Source organism: Chlorogloea sp. CCALA 695, assembly GCF_003003885.1.
Lineage (GTDB): Bacteria > Cyanobacteriota > Cyanobacteriia > Cyanobacteriales > Chroococcidiopsidaceae > Aliterella.
The window spans coordinates 21,723-41,197 of record NZ_PVWN01000007.1 but is presented as its reverse complement, the minus strand read 5'-3'; the positions used below and the strand labels follow the sequence as shown (position 1 = coordinate 41,197).

At 41.4% G+C, this 19,475-nt stretch carries 16 protein-coding genes; 13 read left to right on the top strand and 3 right to left on the bottom strand.

The genetic code is table 11. The features are described 5' to 3' along the window. Positions 1-135: 135 nt before the first annotated feature. Complete coding sequence (locus C7B70_RS05730) at positions 136-972, bottom strand: photosystem II manganese-stabilizing polypeptide (RefSeq protein WP_106368103.1); 837 nt, start codon at positions 970-972, stop codon at positions 136-138. Between the two features lie 420 nt (positions 973-1,392). On the opposite strand from C7B70_RS05730, the gene C7B70_RS05725 reads away from it, so the two are divergent. From C7B70_RS05725 to C7B70_RS05705, 5 genes are all read left to right on the top strand, one after another. Continuing rightward, complete coding sequence (locus C7B70_RS05725) at positions 1,393-1,737, top strand: hypothetical protein (protein WP_106368102.1); 345 nt, start codon at positions 1,393-1,395, stop codon at positions 1,735-1,737. A 104-nt stretch (positions 1,738-1,841) separates the two neighbouring features. Continuing rightward, the gene (locus tag C7B70_RS05720) at positions 1,842-3,269 is read left to right on the top strand and encodes a bifunctional orotidine-5'-phosphate decarboxylase/orotate phosphoribosyltransferase (protein ID WP_106368101.1); all 1,428 of its coding nucleotides are present in this window, start codon (positions 1,842-1,844) and stop codon (positions 3,267-3,269) included. A 45-nt stretch (positions 3,270-3,314) separates the two neighbouring features. Continuing rightward, complete coding sequence (tmk, locus tag C7B70_RS05715; RefSeq protein WP_106368100.1) at positions 3,315-3,947, top strand: dTMP kinase; 633 nt, start codon at positions 3,315-3,317, stop codon at positions 3,945-3,947. Further along, positions 3,944-4,909, top strand: a complete 966-nt coding sequence (gene holB, locus C7B70_RS05710; protein WP_106368099.1) for a DNA polymerase III subunit delta' — start codon at positions 3,944-3,946, stop codon at positions 4,907-4,909. The genes tmk and holB overlap by 4 nt, the downstream gene beginning before the upstream one ends. A 100-nt stretch (positions 4,910-5,009) precedes the next feature. After that, positions 5,010-5,693: a hypothetical protein gene (locus C7B70_RS05705; protein ID WP_106368196.1), complete on the top strand. Its 684-nt coding sequence runs from the start codon at positions 5,010-5,012 to the stop codon at positions 5,691-5,693. Between the two features lie 54 nt (positions 5,694-5,747). Here the strand turns inward: C7B70_RS05705 and C7B70_RS05700 are convergent, their stop codons facing one another. After that, positions 5,748-5,906, bottom strand: coding sequence for a hypothetical protein (locus C7B70_RS05700; protein ID WP_106368098.1), 159 nt, complete (start codon positions 5,904-5,906; stop codon positions 5,748-5,750). 60 nt (positions 5,907-5,966) lie between these two features. Between C7B70_RS05700 and C7B70_RS05695 the strand changes: the two genes are divergently transcribed. The 6 genes from C7B70_RS05695 to C7B70_RS05670 all read left to right on the top strand — a co-directional run bounded on the left by C7B70_RS05695 (position 5,967) and on the right by C7B70_RS05670 (position 14,751). Beyond that, positions 5,967-6,959, top strand: a complete 993-nt coding sequence (locus C7B70_RS05695; RefSeq protein WP_106368097.1) for an ABC transporter ATP-binding protein — start codon at positions 5,967-5,969, stop codon at positions 6,957-6,959. Positions 6,960-7,326: 367 nt separating this feature from the next. Beyond that, complete coding sequence (locus tag C7B70_RS05690; RefSeq protein ID WP_106368096.1) at positions 7,327-8,472, top strand: response regulator; 1,146 nt, start codon at positions 7,327-7,329, stop codon at positions 8,470-8,472. Beyond that, entirely contained in the window at positions 8,469-8,834 is a 366-nt protein-coding gene (locus C7B70_RS05685; protein WP_106368095.1) for a PleD family two-component system response regulator, read from the top strand. Before C7B70_RS05690 ends, C7B70_RS05685 begins: the two co-directional genes overlap by 4 nt. 8 nt (positions 8,835-8,842) lie before the next feature. After that, positions 8,843-9,316 (top strand): chemotaxis protein CheW, encoded by a 474-nt coding sequence (locus C7B70_RS05680; RefSeq protein WP_106368094.1) that lies wholly within the window; start codon positions 8,843-8,845, stop codon positions 9,314-9,316. Next, the gene (locus C7B70_RS26880; RefSeq protein ID WP_199192088.1) at positions 9,313-11,979 is read left to right on the top strand and encodes a methyl-accepting chemotaxis protein; all 2,667 of its coding nucleotides are present in this window, start codon (positions 9,313-9,315) and stop codon (positions 11,977-11,979) included. Before C7B70_RS05680 ends, C7B70_RS26880 begins: the two co-directional genes overlap by 4 nt. Before the next feature lie 99 nt (positions 11,980-12,078). Next, positions 12,079-14,751, top strand: coding sequence for a hybrid sensor histidine kinase/response regulator (locus C7B70_RS05670; protein ID WP_106368093.1), 2,673 nt, complete (start codon positions 12,079-12,081; stop codon positions 14,749-14,751). A gap of 56 nt (positions 14,752-14,807) precedes the next feature. On the opposite strand, the gene C7B70_RS05665 is transcribed toward C7B70_RS05670, so the two are convergent. Continuing rightward, entirely contained in the window at positions 14,808-16,298 is a 1,491-nt protein-coding gene (locus C7B70_RS05665) for a polysaccharide biosynthesis/export family protein (protein ID WP_106368092.1), read from the bottom strand. Between the two features lie 263 nt (positions 16,299-16,561). On the opposite strand from C7B70_RS05665, the gene C7B70_RS05660 reads away from it, so the two are divergent. Together C7B70_RS05660 and C7B70_RS05655 are read left to right on the top strand one after the other, a co-directional pair. Then, entirely contained in the window at positions 16,562-18,202 is a 1,641-nt protein-coding gene (locus C7B70_RS05660; RefSeq protein WP_199192087.1) for an alpha/beta hydrolase, read from the top strand. Beyond that, positions 18,199-19,380 (top strand): aldo/keto reductase, encoded by a 1,182-nt coding sequence (locus C7B70_RS05655; protein ID WP_106368091.1) that lies wholly within the window; start codon positions 18,199-18,201, stop codon positions 19,378-19,380. The genes C7B70_RS05660 and C7B70_RS05655 overlap by 4 nt, the downstream gene beginning before the upstream one ends. Positions 19,381-19,475 lie beyond the last annotated feature (95 nt).

Below are 19,475 nucleotides of genomic sequence, written 5' to 3'. Positions count from 1 at the left end.
GCGATCGCAATTTTTAGCTAAATCTAAAATAAAATATCCCCAAAAAAAAAGAGCATTTAGCCCTTTTTGGTAGATTATTGATTTTAACTCATCTCCCCTGTAAACAATCGTGCGATCGCAGTGGAGGCTTGAGTTTTAGAGCGCGGAAGAATCAATCCGAGCGAAAAATAAACCGCGAATTTTGACTTCTTTAGCTTCGGCGGCTCCCAAATCGGTATCTGAAGGCTGTTCGCTTTCAAAAGTTCCAGCAATCTCTCCAGTATTGTTGTCTACTTTAGCAACTCGCAAAGAAATAGTACCTTCACCAACTTCAGCTTGCTTCATATTGGCACGGGTAAGATCTTCGTCATCGGCACTAGAAGGTAAAGCTACGGCATTGTCGTAACCTGCGGTGACACCGCGACCTTTAGGGTCGAGAAACGCCGAACCTCGGTAGGAAGGAACCTTAAACTTGCCTTCAAAATCTGTGGATGTGTTGATGCTAGTTAAACCGGGCTGAGACTGAGCAACTAAGTCTTTAATGGTAAACAAAAACGGTACTCGTTCGCCACCAGGTAGTTGAACGGTGATTGCTTGGAAGTCAAGCCCATCTTCTTCTACAAAAGTCAAACTGCGATCATCATTTAATTTTAGTTTGCCCTCTACTTGGTCAAGGGTCGAAGTATAACGGGTCAACAATTTTCCGGCAATAAATTCGGCTTTTTGACGTTTGTTAACAGGTTCTTCTTTAACAAAGAAAGTTGTGGGTTCTAAGCACAGTTCAGTAAGTTTATAAGACTGATTTGAATCCAGGGCAATCGAACCGCGAGTTGTTTCTGCCATTTGCGGGCATTTATTAGCAAGACCTGTACCTCTAATTTGGTCGTAGGTAAGTACATCTCGACTTTCTGATGCCATAGTAGCATCACTACAAGCAGTTATTAACCCTAAGAAGACTGCTAAGAAGGAAATAATTAAAGCGCGATACCTCATGGTTGACCTCAATGTTTTATGTAACTCCATATTTAACCGGATAGCCTAATAATACGAATGAAATTGGGCTAATATCGGATGCGTCGTTAGCAAGGTGCGTTTTCTACTTTAGTAGTAATAGGACGCTCCTTTAGCTATAGTCACCCTTAAAGTGCGATCGCACTCTAAGCAACCTACTAAACAGTGGTTTAGACTACATCTCCTGCAACTACCGTTTTTATAAGCTCTTGAACTGCATTAATTTAGCTCAAGAGTGATAGTTTGCAGCATGATTTATTTCAGACCCCAATACAGAATTTTACACGGGGATGTTACGTTTACTTTGGGGAGCATTCGGATAATCTGTGGCTTTGAGACTCAAAGTAATAAATTTTATTGGAATGCAAAAATATTTGATGGGGGAGCGAGCTAGGAATTTTGATGAATACAAGTATGGACATTGACGCAAAATTAGCAGCCATTACTACAGAGGTGCAAACTTTAGCCCAAAGCTGTCAAAATGATAGTTTAGCGCTCTTAGCGTTGCTACGATGCCTAGAAGCTTTACATAGAGAGATCCGAGAAGGATTTTTTCAAGAGTCTTTACCTGATAGCCGTCATGGATTCCATACTTTGCTCAAAGATATTGAATCCCAAGGAGGCTGGCCCTACATTGAAAGGATGAAGCTGCAATCTTTATTAAATGATTGGTTTGTAGAGGATAGGCCGGAAATAGTTTCTACCTCAGTAAAAGCTCAAAATACTGATACATCAACTTCTGAGTGATTGCACCCAACTCCTTAGCGTTCGCTTCAGTTGTAAGTCTGTACCTTGGAGCAAAGACAGGCTAAAAATTTCTATCTACAGTTTTCCTTATCGCCAATTAGCTCATGAATTTTTTTGATAAGTTAAATGCTGCGATCGCCCTAAATCAAAGTTTGCTATTTGTGGGACTCGATCCTAACTTAGAAATGATGCCTGAAAGCGGCGATCGCGATCTTATTGCCAATTTGTCTGATTCTTTGCAATTAATTATCGCCCAAACTGCCGATTTGGTTTGTGCTTACAAGCCCACCTTGGGCTTTTACGAGGCTTTGGGTGCAGGCGGGATAGAATTACTCGAAAGCACTTTAAAGGCTATCCCCAGTCACATTCCAGTGATTCTAGATGCCAAACATAGCGATCTCAATACCAGCAGTGTTTTTGCTCGGACGGTATTTAATCAGTGGGGAGTAGATGCCATTACCCTTAGTCCTTACGTAGGACAAGACCATGTTGCGCCGTTTTTAGTTTATCCAGGTAAAGCAGTATTTATTTTAGCCTGTACTTCTAACTTGGGTGCTAGAGCTTTGCAGCAGTATCCTAACAACGATGCTCCTTTGTACTTGCAGGTAGTTAAAGCCGCTCAAACTTGGGGAACTTTAGAACAAGTTTGTTTAGAGGTGGGGACAACTTCACCAGAGGTTTTAGCTAGAATTCGAGACTTAGCACCAGAACGAGTTATACTGGCGCGGAGTATTTGGGCTATTGGTGGCAATTTAAACAATATTTTAACGGCGGGTTTAAATAATAATGGTGATGGTTTACTAATTCCCGTACCTCAAGATAGCTTGGCAAATAACCAATTTACGGAGATTAATTCTTTACGTTTAGAAGTTAACCAAATTAGAGAACAAGTTATTTCTAAAGGTTCTAGTTGTGCTATTTGGTTGCCCGATGTTTGTTTATTAAATCAACACCGTTATTTTGATTTAATTTTACAGCTTTACGATCTTGGTTGTATTATGTTTGGTGATTTTGTCCAAGCATCCGGGGCAACTTTTCCTTACTATGTAGATTTGCGAAAAATTATTTCTAATCCGCAAGTTTTCTCGCTAATTTTGACAGCTTACGCTGATATATTAAAAACTTTGCAGTTTGATCGCATTGCCGGAATCCCTTACGGATCATTGCCTACAGCTACAGGATTATCGATGCGTCTAAGTTACCCAATGATTTTTCCGCGCAAAGAAGTCAAAGCTCACGGAACTCGAAAAATTATTGAAGGCAATTTTTGTGTTGGTGAAACAGTGGTAGTTGTTGATGATATTTTAATTAGTGGCAAAAGTGCAATTGAAGGCGCTCAAAAACTAGAATCTGCGGGACTAAAAGTTAAAGATATTGTAGTGTTTATGGATCACGAGCAAGGCGTTAAAGATAAATTAAAAACTAGTGGTTATTGCGCTCATTCTGTGTTAACTATTTCAGAAATTACAAAAACACTTTACGAAGCTGGGAGAATTGACGAGGAGCAATTTAAGGTTTTTAAAGAAGATTAGTTTGGGCGTTGCAGAAAATAAAAATTTAATCAAAACCTTTGAGTCATGGCTGGTAAATTAATTGTGTTTGAGGGAGTTGAAGGTTCTGGCAAAACTACCCAATTGGAAAAGTCTTATTTATGGCTACAAGCAAACGGAAGCGATCGCAAAATAGTTAAAACCCGCGAACCAGGCGATACAGAACTAGGATTAGGCTTGCGTCAATTATTGCTGCAAGTAAAAAACACTCAGCCAATTTACCCCACCGCCGAATTATTATTATACGCCGCCGATCGCGCCCAGCACGTCCAAGAAGTGCTGCTGCCATCTCTAGCAACAGACACAATCATTTTATGCGATCGCTACACCGATTCAACTATTGCCTATCAAGGCTACGGTAGGGGTTTACCACGCTCTATGATCGACGGGCTTAATTTTTTTGCCACCAATGGGTTAGAAAGTCACTTAACTATTTGGCTTGATGTTGCGGTAGAAGTAAGTTTAATCAGAACCAGACTTAGAGGAAAGTGCGATCGCATTGAGCAAGCAGATTTAGGCTTCCATCAAAGAGTCCAGGAGGGCTACAATCAGTTGGCGCAAGCTTTTCCGCACCGGATCAAGCGAGTGGATGCTAGTTTAGATGAGCAAGCCGTACAAGAGCAAATTAGAGCAATTTTGCAGCAACACCTTAGCCAATGAATTTTTTTGCATCCTTAATCGGACAAACCCAGGCTGTTGAATTACTCAACCAAGCTGTTATCCAAAATCGAATTGCCCCCGCTTACTTATTTGCTGGAGTAGATGGAATTGGGCGGAGTTTAGCAGCGCGATGTTTTATTGAACAATTATTTTGCCAGCACTTGCCCACCGTCGAACAACCCCCCATTCAAACCCGCTTGCGCCAAGGCACTCACCCCGATGTACTTTGGGTTCAACCGACCTATCTTTACCAAGGACAGCGTTACAGCGCCGCCGAAGCCGCCGAAAAAAAGCTAAAACGCAAAGCCCCGCCAATCATTCGTACTGAGCAAATTCGGGAAATTGCTCAATTTCTCAGCCGTCGCAGTGCGATCGCGCCTCGTTCGGTGGTAGTTATTGAAAAAGCCGAAACTATGGCCGAATCTGCCGCCAATGCTTTACTAAAAACCCTCGAAGAACCAGGACAAGCCACCCTAATTTTAATTGCCCCTAATGCCGAATCTTTATTGCCTACTTTAGTATCGCGCTGTCAAAAAATTCCTTTTTATCGCCTCAACCTTGAAGCCCTATCCCAAGTATTGCGCCAGAGCGGACAGGAAGCAATTTTGTCAGCACATCCCGCCATTTTAGCAACCTGTCAAGGTAGCCCTGGAAATGCAATAGCTGCGGTGGAAATTTGCCAAGCAATTCCTCCAGAGCTAATCCAATCTTTAGAGCAATTGCCCAAATCGTCGCTCCGTAATGCCTTAGAACTTGCTCGTCAAGTAGGTTTATTAGAGCTAGAAGTGCAATTGTGGCTGCTAGATTATCTCCAACAGCAATATTGGCAGCAATTTTTGTCGGGCAAAATTTCCGCTCCTCCTTTAGAGAAATTAGAACTCGCCCGCAAGTATTTACTTAGTTTTGTGCAGCCGCGTTTAGTCTGGGAAGTTTCATTAATGGAGTTTTCAGCCATTATGTAATTTTTTGGCAAAAACAAGTTTTGCCAAAAAATTAGCAAAAGATGCCAATATAAGCAAAAATTAAATTGATTTGCCAGCAAGTCAATTTGCACAAACAGGCATGGCTGAACAAGCAATAGATGACAATAATGAGAGTGGATTTCTGATAATCCTCTTGCCGATCGCAATTTTAATTATTTTCCTTTTTGCCACTTGGCCAATTATCCTATTTCTACTTTTGCTTAGTGTAGGGTTAAATATTTGGCAGCGATACCAGTGGGAAAAATGGAGCAAACAAGTTGACCCACTTTTTTACAATCTGATTCAACTCAATCAAGGGGCGATTACTCCGCTTGATTTAGCGATGAAAGCTAACTTTAGCGCGGTAACAGCTAAACGCTATCTAGATACAAAAGCTCAAGAATTCGGCGCTCAGTGCCGCAATTATGAGCGCCAAGACGCGGTGTATTATTTTATTACTGCAAGTATTATTGGCAATATTTTAGATGAAAGCGAACCTTTACCCCAGTTAGTAGAAGTAGAAGAAACGGCAAATATTGCCCCTGTAACTCCGGTAGTTTCTGCACTGTCTCCTAAAGAAGTTGAAGAATATTCCCCAGTAGAATCGCCCCTAGGTTTAATTCAATCAGAGCTTGCTAAACGGCTTGATGTTCATTCCAGCACCATTTACAAGCGTAGAGACGATCCCGATTTCTCCACCTGGACGCAAACCCGCGATCCTGAAGGAGTTTCTTGGATTTACTCATCAGATACTAGGCTATTTTCTCCCTTGAGCGCAGAATAGAAAGAATTAAGGCGATCGCCAATTCCCCCAGAATATGCGCGATCGCTTTTATTGTTACTTAGCCGCTAAAGTTATATTCTGTACCATTTGTACTTGGGGCGCGGGGAGCATTTCACCGCGAAAATCTAAAAATTGGACAATAACTAAATATACAATTCCCAGCAACAGTGCGATCGCGCCTGTAACTACCGCAACAATTTTTGAACGATCCATCTATTTCCTGCCGATTCGAGCCTATATTAGATATTTTAGAAGACGTTTTACCTAAGTTAAATGAAGTCAATTATCGACTCCGCCGAGCCAACTAATATGCGATCGCGCCCAACCGTAGTACAAACTTTTGACTTAAGTAAAGTCTATCGCACTGGTTTTTGGCTAAATCAAAAAATTGCTTCCCTCAAAGGCTGCTCTATTAGTGTTTTTCAAGGCGAAACCTTTGGACTCTTAGGACCCAATGGAGCCGGAAAAACTACTTTATTAAAGCTGCTCTTAGGCATTGTTCGCCCAACTTCGGGGCGCGGTTTGCTATTGAATCATCCTTTGGGAAGTCGCCCTGTCAAGCAGCGCTTGGGCTATTTGCCAGAAAATGCCTATTTTTATGACTATTTGACCGGATGGGAATGTTTGCAAATGACGGCGGGATTGTTTCAAATTCCGGCTCAAGTTCAAAAATCGCGGATTCCTCAACTTCTAGAATTAGTTGGATTACCCCAAACCGCCGCTCGTAAAAAACAGATGCGTCAATACTCTAAAGGTATGCTTCAGCGTGTAGGTATGGCGCAAGCGTTGATTAACGACCCTGAATTGGTATTTCTTGACGAGCCAATGTCAGGACTCGACCCCCTCGGACGCTACCAAATGCGGAGTATTATTTTGTCTCTCAAACAGCAAGGCAAAACAATTTTTTTTAACAGTCATATTTTATCGGAAGTAGAGCAAATATGCGATCGCGTGGCTATTCTCGACCGAGGACAATTGATTTGTAGTGGCTCTATTGACGAACTGTTAGGCACAGCTAATGTGTATCATATTAAGGCTCAAGGCGGTAATGAGGATTTACTTAATCAATGGGTAATCGATCTTACTTGGGAAAAAGATAGATACTGGCACGGTCAAATTTTGACTAAAAATATTGATGAATTTCTCGCTCGTTTATCCGCCCTTCATATCCGTATTATTACCTTAAATTTGTCGCGCCCTTCTTTAGAGGAGTTCTTTTTGCAACAACTTAAAATGCCAGAACTGAGCGATCGCCAAAATTTTTAGCACTATAGTAATAAAAAACACATAAGTACAATACACAAACAAATGTACTTAAGCCGCGATAAATAATTAAAACTCTTACTTACTAATTTATATTTTAAGTATTTTCCCTGATTATCTAATTTAATTAATCAGTAGATTTCCAAAAAAATACTATAGTAATTTCCCGGATATTAAACTTTTATCAGCTAAGTTATCCGTATAATCTCGGTTACAAACCTAGCGTCCTTAGCGGTAATTTTAAAAGTAGCTTAATTTATATAGCGCCTGTAGATGACTTTTAAAGTTATTATCTGACCGCAAATATTGAGTTCTATATTTTTATTTAACATAGCCTTGTTATTATGTATCCTGCTATAGGAGTTCTCCAATGGCTGAAACCGTTGAACCGCAATCTAAGCCAACTACAACTGCGACTAGAAGTATCTCTGTAGCTAAAGCTTTGCAAGATATTGGACAAAAAAAGCTTTCTGGGCAACTGACAATCCGCGACCCTAATTCTGATTCGTTATTTTGGCGAGTTTATGTAGGTAGCGGGCATATTCACTTTGCAACTAGCGCCATAGGACAACAAGAACGCCTTGCCTATTTATTACAGCACTATCCTCGATTAGAATCTTTTGACTCGAATAAGTTTTCTTCAGATTATCAATATCTCTGTCATTGTTGGCAATCGGGTCAACTATCTTTAAAAGAAGTTCGTCAATTGCTTTTTTTATGCTCTCAAGAAGCACTTTTACAGTCTCTTAGTTTGCCCAATGTCCAACTAGGATTTAATAAAAAAATTGGGTTAGATCCCTTATTATTATCTGTTTCCTTACCCCAAATTATTGCACCTTTACAAAACCCACTTAATCAATGGAAACAAATTCAAGCAGAAATTAATTCTCCCTATTCTAGACCTTATATAAAAGACCTTGAACAATTTGCTCAAGCTGTTTATCAAATAAAAACTGGCAAACCTCAGCAACTCGATTTATTAACTCAAACCCTAGGTAAAAATCTTTGTTTTTACGAAGTAGCACAGCAGTTAAAAATGGATGTATTAAAATTAGCTAATTTTGTACATTCATTCATGCGGACAGATATTATGGGCGTTAACCCTTACCGTAGCGTTCAAAATGATACTCGCCCTGTAGTTGCTTGCATTGATGACAGTAAAACCGTTCAGCGTAACGTAAAACTAATTTTGGAGTCGGCCGGCTATCGAGTTTTGGAACTAATGGAACCCGCACGAGTTCTTACGATGTTAGTACGCGACAAACCCAATTTGGTATTAATGGATATTTCGATGCCCGACATTGATGGCTATGAACTTTGCCGAATGTTGCGCTTATCGAGCGCCCTAAAAGAAGTTCCCATTGTAATGTTGACAGGAAGGGATGGACTAGTAGATAGAATTCGCGCTCGGATGGTAGGGGCAACAAATTATATTACTAAACCATTTCAGCCAGAACAATTACTAAATACTGTCAGCGAATTAATTAATTCATCTTCAATAGGAATAAATCAATGAAAACTGTATTAGTAGTTGAAGATTCTCGCGCTGAACAACGTTTAATAGTATTGTTGCTGCAACAATCTGGCTTAAAAGTTGCCTTAGCAGATTCGGCGGAATCTGCTATAGTTTGGCTGACAGAAAATGGTCAGCCCGATTTAATTGTTTTAGATATTGTGATGCCTGGAATTAGTGGCTTAGACTTTTGTAGGCAAATTAGAACTGATGCTCAGTTTAAAGACATACCGATTGTTTTTTGTTCTTCAAAAGATCAAGAATTTGATCGGTTTTGGGCTTTGCGTCAAGGAGGAAATGACTATATTACTAAGCCTTTTGCTCCTAACAACTTAGTTCAAATAGTTTGCAAGCATCTTAATTAAATATTGCTATGATAACTGATTATTTTTGCTGTCAATTGCGCCAATCAGTAAAGGTTTTATTTCCTTTGGAAAGTACCGAAGAAGTAATTTCTTTGGCCTACGAAGAAATTTGCCCAGTCCCCGGAGTGTCTGCTTCTTTAATTGGGGTAGTAAATCAGCGTGGTAAATTGCTATGGGTTTTAGAACTAAGCGATTTATTGCAAATAGAACCCGACAAAAAAAATAGGCGATCGCCAGATACTTTGACTTTATTAGTATTAAGCGGTAATCATAATTCGGAGCAGCAGGTAGGCTGTGTAATATCCCATTTAGAAGGGATTATTTCTGTAGATTTAACAGTTCAATCTTTAATTTCTGATTCTACCTTAGCCTGGAAAGAATTAAAGACAAATAGTATTGTACTTGATAACGAAAAACACACACTTATTGATGTTCAAGCCGTTTTGCAGAATATTTTTAACCTGGAGCCTAGTAACGTATGACAACTACAAATAATAATATGTACCAGACAAATACTCAAAATATTGAATCGTTAATTGCATCCCTTGAAGCAGAAATTGCACTAGACCCCAGTGATTTAGTAAATAAAATTAGTTTAGCAACAGTTTTACAGCAATCAGACAGAATCAGTGAAGCAAAAGCCGTTTATCAAGAAATAGTGGATGCTGACCCCGTAGGCTCGATGGGAGCTATTGCCCGTAAAGCTTTGGAAGCATTAGAATTTCCTGAAAGTAGCTTTTTAGAACCCGAACCTAATTTACATTCCACCCACGTTAGTAACTTTCAGCTACCTCAAAACAAAGGGCAAAAAGCGCCCCTCCCAGTTATATCCAGTGTCAAAAAATCGCCTTTGCAATGGTTTTATAACCTGCCTATTAGCCGAAAGCAGGTTATCGCCTTACTCGCCTCAGAATTAGTATCTGTAATCGCTCTAGGATTAGGAGTAAGATACATTATTGAAACTGGACTGCGAAGCCAGCTACTTAATCAAGCAAAATCTGAAGTAGCCGTTACAGAAATTAATTACAACATTAAAGTTAACCAAATGGGGTTTGGGTTTCGCGGTCAATCTGACAACATTGCAATTATTAATGCTGCAAAAGCTCAGGCAGAAAACAAGCCTATATCGGCGGAATTACAAAGCCAGGTCAAAAAGATTCTTGTTAATGAAGTAAAAGCAAGAAAAATTGAATACGCTACTTTAGTTGGCAAAGATTTACGCATTATTATTAATGCAAATACCAATCGACAGGGAGAAGTTTTTAATCCTAACAACTTAGTTAAAGAAGTTTTTAACGACCAGAGGCAAATTAAAGCTAGTGCGATTGTCAATTGGAATGAATTAAAAAAAGAAGGGGCAATTTTACCTAAAGGTTTTACAAATCAAGATGCTCTAATTCGTTATACAGTAACGGCGGTGAAAGATCCTGTAAGCAAACAGATTATTGGGGCTTTGGTTTCGGGAGATATTGTAAATGGAAAATTGCCGATAGTTAAAGGCACATTAAAAGCTATTGGCGGTGGCTATAGTGCTATTTACTCCCATAAACCTACGGGAGAATTTGCTATGGCAACCTCAATAGATCGAGGAATTGGCAAGAATTTAGAACAAGCTCAATCACAGGTATTATTGCCAGATACAGAACTACTAGAAGATGCGATCGCTGCCAAAGGAGAATCAGTCACAAAGCGATCGCAAGTGGGCAACCAAACCTATACGTTAGCAGCTAGAACCTTACCAAACCTCACAAGAGAGACAGCAGAAGGGGCGGTGGCGGTTCCTAACGCTCCAGGGGAGGCGGTGACAATTTTAGTTAGAGGCACACCCGAAAACGCCCTTAACGACTTACTAAATCAAAGTTTATGGCAAGAATTAGCTGTACTCCTGTTGGCAATAGTTTTAATCACAGCCTGGGCAATAATTTTAAGGCGAGCTATTCCTAAACCAATCGAAAGATTGCAGCAGACGGCGCAAGAATTTTCTTTAGGAAATCGCACAGTAAGAGCGGAGGTTTTTGCCACTGATGAAGTAGGAAAACTAGCTTTGACCTTTAACCAAATGGCTGATAGCATCAACGCTGCCGCCGCCGCTTTACAAGACCAATCTGATATCCGCCAAGCCGAAGCAGACTTTCAACGACAAGAAAAAGAACGTTTGCAACAAGGAGTAATTGCCTTTTTGCTAGATATTGAAGATGCTCAACAAGGAGATTTAACTATTAAGGCAAAAGTAGACGAAGGGGCAATGGGATCTATTGCCGATGCTTTTAACGCCACAATTCGCAGTTTGAGAGAAATTGTTACCCAAGTAAAAGCTGCCAGCAGCCAAGTACAACAATCAACCTTTAGTAGCGAAGCCTCAGTAGGCAAACTCTCTACAGAAGCCACAACTCAGGCACAAGCAGTTAATCAAGCCCTCAACTCGGTAGAAGAAATTGGGCAATCAATTCAATCGGTAGCCGATTCTGCTCAAAAAGCCGCCGCGATCGCTCGTGAGGCTGTAGAAGCTGCTAAAGAGGGTGGTGAGACTATGGATTTAACTGTAGGTAGTATCCAAAATATTCGTTCTAGCGTCGCCGAAACTTCAAAAAAAGTCAAACGCCTAGCGGAGTCATCTCAAGAGATTTCTAAAGTTGTAAGCATTATTTCGGGAATTTCGGAAAAAACAAACCTATTAGCTTTTAATGCCTCTATTGAAGCCGCTCGCGCCGGAGAACACGGGCAAGGTTTCCGCGTAGTAGCCGACGAAGTTAGACGCTTGGCGGAACGAGTTACCGATTCAACCAAAGAAATTGAGCAATTAGTTGGCACAATTCAACAAGAAACCGCCGAAGTATTGCAAACAATGGAAAATAGTACAACTCAAGTTGTCACCGGGACTCAATTGGTGGGCAAAACTAAGCAAACCTTGGCGGGACTAGCCAACATTAGCAACACTATTGACCAACTATTACAGTCAATTTCTGCAAGTACCGTTTCTCAGACGATCGCTTCTCAAAGTGTTAATAAAACTATGCACGAAGTCGCCGCGATTGCCCTAAATAATTCCCAGGAATCCGAAGCCGTTTCGGTATCCTTGAAGCAATTAGTCGGCGTTGCTGAAGAACTGCAAAACTCTGTAGCTCGCTTTCAGGTAGAAAAATAGGTAATGGGTAATGGGTAATTGGTAATTCCCAATGCGGTAGGAAGGAGGAGAGTTGCAAAAAGGAAAAATTATCACACTTTAAGCAAGGTAGAAAAATAAATGGTACTAGATACTGCTAGTTTAAAAGCAATTTTACTTGAAGCTCGTTCTTGCTTTTTGTACGAGGATGCGCCCGATTATTTGGTAATGCTAGAACAAGGAATGCAAAAGTTAGTGGCTTTTGCCCGTAGTCCAGCTAGTGTAAAGCCTCAAGAAATTGAGCAAGAATATACGGTACTGATGCGGGCGGCGCACTCAATTAAAGGAGGCGCGGGGATTGCCGAAATTCCAGTTTTACACAAACTCGCTCACAAGTTAGAAGACTTGCTAGAAGCGCTAAACGATGGTCGGGCAAAATCTCAAATAGATACAGCTTACGAACTGTTATTTATTGGTATAGAGCAAGTTAAAGAGTTAGTCGCCCAAGCTGTTAGCAATCCCGACGCGGTAATAGGGTCAGAATCTACTTTACCCATTGCGATCGCTCTGGAAGGGTTTTTGCAAGAATTAGCTCCCCGTCAAGAGGATACAGCTTTTGAATCAGTGGCGATTAATCCTTTTATCCTCAAAACGGTTTTAGAGATTGATTTAGAGGAATGTCTGCAAAGAATCGAGAAATTGCTGATCGCACCTATCCAAATAGTATTGCTCAAACAAGGGTTGACGGGTTTTGTAGAAGAATGTACTTTATTAGGGCAAACTTTAAATCTAGAATGGCTAATCGCCTCAGCCTCGAACGTTGAACAAGTACAAAGCGCCAAAGTAGAGATACTTTTAGCGACAGTCATCAAAGAAATTACTCAATTGCGGGAAAAGCGCAGTCAAGTTCTTAATCCTGCTCCGCAAACTTCGACTCCTGAACCCGTTGGGGCGACAGAAAGTCAACTTGTCGCCCAAGTTGCTCCGGCTTTAAACTTACGGATTCCTGTTACTAAACTCGACCGGATGAGTAATGCTTTAGGGGAATTACTGATCGGTCACGAGCGTTTGTCTTTGTATAATTCCCAACTTTATCAGTCAAATTTGACTCTCAATAAAGAGTCGCATAAGCTCAATCCTATCAACGAACAAGTCAGGGTTTTTTACGACCAATTAGCCAGCCCTTTAGCGTCTATGGGGATAAGTAATTTAGATGGCGGCGAATTTGATGCTCTGCAATTTGACCAGTACACGGGCTTTCACACAACGTTGCAAGATTTGCAGGAAGTCATGGTACGAGTGCAGGAAACCAAGTCTGATATTGAACTAATTAGTCGTGACTTTCAGACTGGATTAGATCGATTGCGCCAACAACTTGACTCTTTACGGGGCGACTTGACCGAATCTCGCTTAGTACCGTTTAACTTTTTGGCTCAAAGGTTTGTTAGCCCATTGCAAACAATGTGCGATCGCTATCATAAATCTGTAAAACTTGAGATTACAAACAAAGAAACTTTAATTGACCAAGTAATTCTCGAACAACTGCAAACTCCCCTAACTCATTTAGTCCGCAATTCTTTCGATCATGGCATCGAAACCCCCGAAGAACGGCTAAGTTCAGGTAAGTCAAAAGTCGCGCAAATTACTCTAACGTCTCATGTTCAAGCCAATCAAGTAGTAGTTACAATTTCTGATGATGGACGCGGTATAGATACTCAAAAAGTCCTAGACAGAGCCATAGAGACGGGTTTATATAGCTCAACTGCGGAGCTTACGCCAGAGCAAATTTTGCAATTTCTATTTATGCCGGGGTTTTCTACAGCGAAGACTGTTACCGATCTTTCTGGTCGGGGTGTGGGGTTGGATGTAGTTCGCACCCAAATAGAGCGACTGCGCGGCACAGTTCAAGTAGTAACTAAAGTTGGACAAGGAACTAAGTTTACAATTACGATTCCCATAATATTTAGTATTTTACCTCTGCTACTTTGTCGTTGTCAGCAGCGCACATTGGCAATTCCATCAGTAAATATTTTAGAAATTATTGCCTTAGCTGAATTTGGCGGTTATTCTGCCCAAACGGAGACAATAACATGGCATGATCGCCCTGTACCAATATTTTGTTTGACAAAAATCCTTCCCTACACTCGCGCTGATAGCGTCCCGGCGGCGGAGCAATTTAACCAACACTTAGGCATTGTTTTAGATGTAGGCGGTGAGCCTGTAGTTGTTGCGGTCAATTCTTTACTAGGAGAAAAAGAACTTGTCCTTAAGCCTTTTGATGCTACGGTCAAAGTGCCACCTTATATTGCTGGCTGTACGGTGCTAGGTACGGGTGAAGTAGTTACAGTTCTATCGCCTAACTACTGGGGCGACTTAATCAATCGAAAACAGCCCTTATTAGCCTCGCCTGGGGCGTTTAAGTCATCTTCCCAAGCTAAGACCACAATTTTAATTGTTGATGACTCAGTGACGGTAAGACGGTTACTAGACCAAGTTTTGAGCAAGTCGGGCTATCAAGTTGTGCAATGTCGAGATGGGAAAGAAGCTGTAGAGGCATTGAACCAGCCAGGGGATTTATACAACGCCGTAATTTCAGATATTGAAATGCCTCGGATGGATGGATTTAGCCTACTTAGAGAGATTCGCAGTTCTAAAAATTGGCAAAATTTACCTGTGGCGATGCTGACTTCAAGGGAAAACGATCAACACCGTAAAAAAGCTAAAGATTTGGGGGCAAATGCTTACTTTACTAAGCCTTTTGTCCCAGAAAAATTGTTAGGGGCGATCGCATCAATGTTAAATCAATCCCCGTAGGGCGATTTTTTAAGGGCGGCGGTAGGAGCCGAGCCGCCCTGCTTTTAAGTCAACAATTAATTCCCAAACAATCTGAAAAAATTAAACAGGCTAAATATAGGATTACCCACTGCGCCTATAGTATCTCCGACTCTACCTAAGAAAGAACGATTGATAACTATAGTATCGTTATTGCGGAGGATGGGATTAACTTCTTCGCTAATACCTTGTCCTAAGTTAACTCTAACTTGGCGTTTTGTCACCGAACCATTGGGATTTAAACGAATTAAATCGACGGTAGTTCTCCTAGCTCTAGAATCGTTGAATCCTCCGGCTGCCAATATCGCCTGATTGAGCGGTGTATTGGCTGGTAGTTGCAAGGTTGTACCCCCAGTACCGCCAGTTCCTCGCTTAACTTCACCAATGACGCTAACTTGGATAGTCGCTGGTGAAAAATTTGCTGTAGCTAATACTGTGCTTTCGGCGGGGTTTTGCTCCGAAACCGTAGGAATTACAATTGTATCTCCATCTTGAATTATGGTGTCTTGATAGGAATCGCCTGTTAATAGTTGCCAAAAATTCAAATTAAGAGTTTGTTCGGTTCCAGACTTGGTTGGCCTGCGTAATTGAATACCTCGCACATCGGCTAAAGAATTTATCCCTCCAGCTAACTGTATTGCCCGCGATACCGTTGGCAGTCCGCCACCCGCGCCGCCTCCACCTTGCTCTGTCGCAATCCCCGTCGTAGAGCCTCCAATTACCGTGTAGGAGCCAGGACGGTTTACTTCGCCCACTACGGTTACTGTGCGGGGTCTATTGATTGCTCCAGCAAAACTGGCGGTGGAAAATTGCCGGATCTCCGCTAAGTTCACCTGGGACGACACCGGAACAAAAATTGTATCTCCATCACGCAGGGTAATATCTTGCGGGGCAATTCCTGATTGGATTAGTTGGGTTAAGTCAAGATTGGTCACTACTTCTGGCCCTAATCCCTGTCGTCGCCGCAACTGCACTTGACGAATATCGGCAGCTAAGGTTACACCCTCGGCTAAGGTCAGCGCGCCTACAATCGTCGGATACTGCACCCCAGGATTATCGCCAGCGCCGCCTTGCAAACCTACTGTATAAGAGCCAGGACGATAGACTTCTCCAGCAACTACCACGTTAATCGGACGGGGAGAAACTAAACTTACTGTTACTAAAGGTCGTCGCAGGTAACGAGAGTACCTAGCCGCGATCGCTTCGGCGGCTTGTTCTTGGGTTAGTCCTAGCACTGTTATGCCACCTATTAAAGGTAAATATAGCGATCCTCCGGGGGGAATTTGGTAGTCACCACTGTATTCTGGTACTTCAAAGACATTAAGACGAATGCGATCGCCTCCTCCCAAGGTATAGTCAAGCGCTGGCTGTACTGATCGCCTCGCTGGACTTGGTAAACTAGGGGCGGCGGGTTGCTGTTGATTTAACTGGGCAATGCTGGGAAACGGATAAGCGATCGCAACCGTTGCTAAAATGGTTGTTAAACCCGCAACTGTTCGTGTAACTACCGACGATACAATAAATACCATAATAGCGATGTAATAGTTTCTCTAAGTTTTTAGTCTTCACTATTTTATGTTTTGTTTCCCTTATTTGCTTATTTAAGTAGTCCAGTATTTTTTGTTACCTTAGTTTTTGCTAGTTTAAACGCTCTGAGCTATGGTTTTCCAAGCTGCTTTGCACGAGCAAGCAGGTTTAAAACTGAGTAATTAATTATTAATGTCCCTATTTTGGCTGAACACTGTCAAAACCAGAGGCGTACATAATAGAACGAAATGGGTAATAAAATTTTGTGATTAATAAAAATACACTACTGTCTAACGTTCAAAAATTTAGTAGCGGTAGGATTGAAAAGGTAGTTAGAGAAAAATGGTGGTATTTAGCGATTACTTTTACTATGCAACTTGCCGCAACTCCAGTAATTGCAGCCGAAAAAGTAACGCTAAAATTGGGAGGATTTGAAAGTGCGATCGCAATTTCGCAATTAGAACAATTTGCCAAAACTGGGACTTTACCCCCACAATTGCAGCTTTACTCGGCTTTTTTAACTCCTCAAGTCCGAAAAGTTTTAAATAATCGCCTCCAAATAGATCCAAAACGTGCTGATGGATATATTAAGGAACTATCTAGTTCGCCTTATGGAAAGCAATTACTCAAGTATTTGGGGGTAGCGATTCCTGAACTAACTTTACCGCAACTCCAAGCTGCCGTCAGTTTAGCCGCCCAGCAAGCTAACGGAGTGAGCGTAGTTAATTTAATTAAAGCTTATCCTCAAGAAAATATTGTTATAGATGCAACGGCGGCGATCGCTTTAGCTGTAAAATTTAATCCCTCTTATTTGCAAAGTCAGGCAGTAGGTTCATCTTTAGCAGATAAGTTAGCAGTAACCAGTAGTACAGAGTTTAAACCTAGTTTTGACCCTACTATTTTAGGGAAAGCCAAGGTAATAGAGCAAACAGTAGTTTTCCAAGATCGAAAACGCGATCGCAATCTTCCTGTAGATATCTACTATCCTCAGCAAAACTCTTTATTATCCGCTTTGCGCCCAACTCCTTTAGTTGTAATTTCTCCAGGTTTGAGGGCGGATCGCAAGTTTTTTAGCTACTTAGCGCGTCATTTAGCGAGTCATGGGTTAACGGTAGCGGCTTTAGAACATCCCGATCGCACTGTTAGTCCAAATTCGTTGCTACCAGCTACAGAGTTTGTTAATCGTCCTAAAGATATTAGCTTTTTGCTTGACCAGTTGAGCAAGCTAAACCAGCAACCAGGAGCATTACATGGCAAACTATATACAGAAAAGGTGAGTATTATTGGTCATTCTTTGGGCGGATATACAGCTTTGGCGGTGGCTGGAGGAGAATTAAACTTACAGCAATTGCGTCAAGCGTGTAAAGGTGTAAACCCTTTGGCGCAAGCACCCGCCGATTGGTTGCAATGTGGAGCAGCGACTTTGATTGATAGTAAAGTGGAATTGCAAGATAAACGCATAAAAAATGCGATCGCGCTTAATCCAGTAGTTGGGCAATTATTTGGGGAAAATGGTTTAAGTAAAATTAATATTCCCGTCTTAGTTTTAGCGAGTACCGATGATGCAATAACGCCCGTACTCAATCATCAATTGCGACCTTTTACTCAGCTTGGCGCTCAAAAGTATTTAGTTACAGCCATCGGGGGGACGCATTTAAGTGTAGGGAATCCTAATAGCCAAGCACTTACCGATACAGGGGTAATTAAAGAACGTCGAGGGGCAGAGGCGCAACCACTGCGTCAGCTAATTTCTGGGGTAAGTCTGGCATTTATCAACCAATTGACACCAAACGCGCAGATTTATCAGACTTTTCTCACTCCTGCTTACGCTCAATCGCTGTCTACTCCTAATTTACCATTACGATTGAGTACCGAGCTACCACCATCAGTTATCACTCAACCATGAAATATCGACGATTTGGGCGTACAGAGTTGCAAATGCCGCTATTTTCTTGCGGTGGGATGAGGTATCAGTATAAATGGCAAGATGTTCCAGAAGAGCAAATTCCGGCGGATAATCAGCAGAATTTAGAAGCAACAATAAAACGAGCCTTAGAAGTTGGCATAAACCATATAGAGACAGCGCGGGGTTATGGTACGTCAGAGTTGCAGTTGGGGAAAATTTTATCTAAGTTAGAGCGCGATCGCCTAATTGTGCAAACTAAAGTTTTGCCTAAAGCCGATTCTAAAGAATTTCTCCGCAATTTTGAGCAATCTTTAGCCAATTTGCAGCTAGATTATGTGGATTTGCTAGGAATACACGGGATTAATAATCAAGAAACTTTCAACCAAAGTATGCGTCCTGGGGGTTGCTTAGAAGTTGCTCAATCATTGCAAGCTAGAGGAAAAGTTAGATTTATTGGCTTTTCGACGCACGGAGCGACTGAAATTATTTTACAGGCGATCGCCACTAATCAATTTGACTATATAAATCTTCATTGGTACTACATCAATCAAATCAACTGGGAGGCGATTCTAGCTGCTAATCGTCATGATATGGGTGTATTTATCATTAGCCCGTCTGATAAAGGCGGAATGCTGTACAAACCGCCCCAAAAGTTAGTAGATTTATGTGCGCCTCTTAGCCCAATGGTATTTAATGACTTATTTTGTCTAAGTCATGAGCAAGTACATACTTTAAGCATTGGTGCAGCAAAGCCGCAAGACTTTGACGAACACCTAAAAACCCTAGAATTATTAGATCGGGCTGAAGAAATTTTGCCGCCAATTTTGCACAGATTAGAACAACAAAAAGTCGCATTATTAGGGAAAGATTGGGTAAATTCTGGGCATATCGGCTTACCAAAGTTCAACGAAACACCAGGAGAGGTGAATATTCCGGTGATTTTGGCGCTGAGAGATTTGGCAATTTCTTATGACATGATTGAGTACGCCAAGATGCGCTACAACTTACTAGGTTCTGGCGGCGATTGGTTTCCCGGTGCTAAGGCTGATAAGTTAGACAAGGTAGATTTGAGTCAATGTTTGGCGGCGAGTCCACATAGCGATCGCATTCCCTCTTTACTTATTGAAGCCGATCAACTATTAGGGGGCGAAGAAGTAAAACGGTTGTCTCAAAATTAAGTAGCCGTTAAAAAAGCTGTTCGTGTCAGTGTGGGGGTAGAGGGGAAAAGGCGATCGCTTTTCACTACAATTGACCTTTCATTTGTTTAATTAAC

Excerpts from the sequence above, each read along its gene's own strand:
- C7B70_RS05730 (WP_106368103.1), bottom strand. The coding sequence starts at position 972 with ATGAGGTATCGCGCTTTAATTATTTCCTTCTTAGCAGTCTTCTTAGGG.
- C7B70_RS05725 (WP_106368102.1), top strand. The coding sequence starts at position 1,393 with ATGAATACAAGTATGGACATTGACGCAAAATTAGCAGCCATTACTACA.
- C7B70_RS05720 (WP_106368101.1), top strand. The coding sequence starts at position 1,842 with ATGAATTTTTTTGATAAGTTAAATGCTGCGATCGCCCTAAATCAAAGT.
- tmk (WP_106368100.1), top strand. The coding sequence starts at position 3,315 with ATGGCTGGTAAATTAATTGTGTTTGAGGGAGTTGAAGGTTCTGGCAAA.
- holB (WP_106368099.1), top strand. The coding sequence starts at position 3,944 with ATGAATTTTTTTGCATCCTTAATCGGACAAACCCAGGCTGTTGAATTA.
- C7B70_RS05705 (WP_106368196.1), top strand. The coding sequence starts at position 5,010 with ATGGCTGAACAAGCAATAGATGACAATAATGAGAGTGGATTTCTGATA.
- C7B70_RS05700 (WP_106368098.1), bottom strand. The coding sequence starts at position 5,906 with ATGGATCGTTCAAAAATTGTTGCGGTAGTTACAGGCGCGATCGCACTG.
- C7B70_RS05695 (WP_106368097.1), top strand. The coding sequence starts at position 5,967 with ATGAAGTCAATTATCGACTCCGCCGAGCCAACTAATATGCGATCGCGC.
- C7B70_RS05690 (WP_106368096.1), top strand. The coding sequence starts at position 7,327 with ATGGCTGAAACCGTTGAACCGCAATCTAAGCCAACTACAACTGCGACT.
- C7B70_RS05685 (WP_106368095.1), top strand. The coding sequence starts at position 8,469 with ATGAAAACTGTATTAGTAGTTGAAGATTCTCGCGCTGAACAACGTTTA.
- C7B70_RS05680 (WP_106368094.1), top strand. The coding sequence starts at position 8,843 with ATGATAACTGATTATTTTTGCTGTCAATTGCGCCAATCAGTAAAGGTT.
- C7B70_RS26880 (WP_199192088.1), top strand. The coding sequence starts at position 9,313 with ATGACAACTACAAATAATAATATGTACCAGACAAATACTCAAAATATT.
- C7B70_RS05670 (WP_106368093.1), top strand. The coding sequence starts at position 12,079 with ATGGTACTAGATACTGCTAGTTTAAAAGCAATTTTACTTGAAGCTCGT.
- C7B70_RS05665 (WP_106368092.1), bottom strand. The coding sequence starts at position 16,298 with ATGGTATTTATTGTATCGTCGGTAGTTACACGAACAGTTGCGGGTTTA.
- C7B70_RS05655 (WP_106368091.1), top strand. The coding sequence starts at position 18,199 with ATGAAATATCGACGATTTGGGCGTACAGAGTTGCAAATGCCGCTATTT.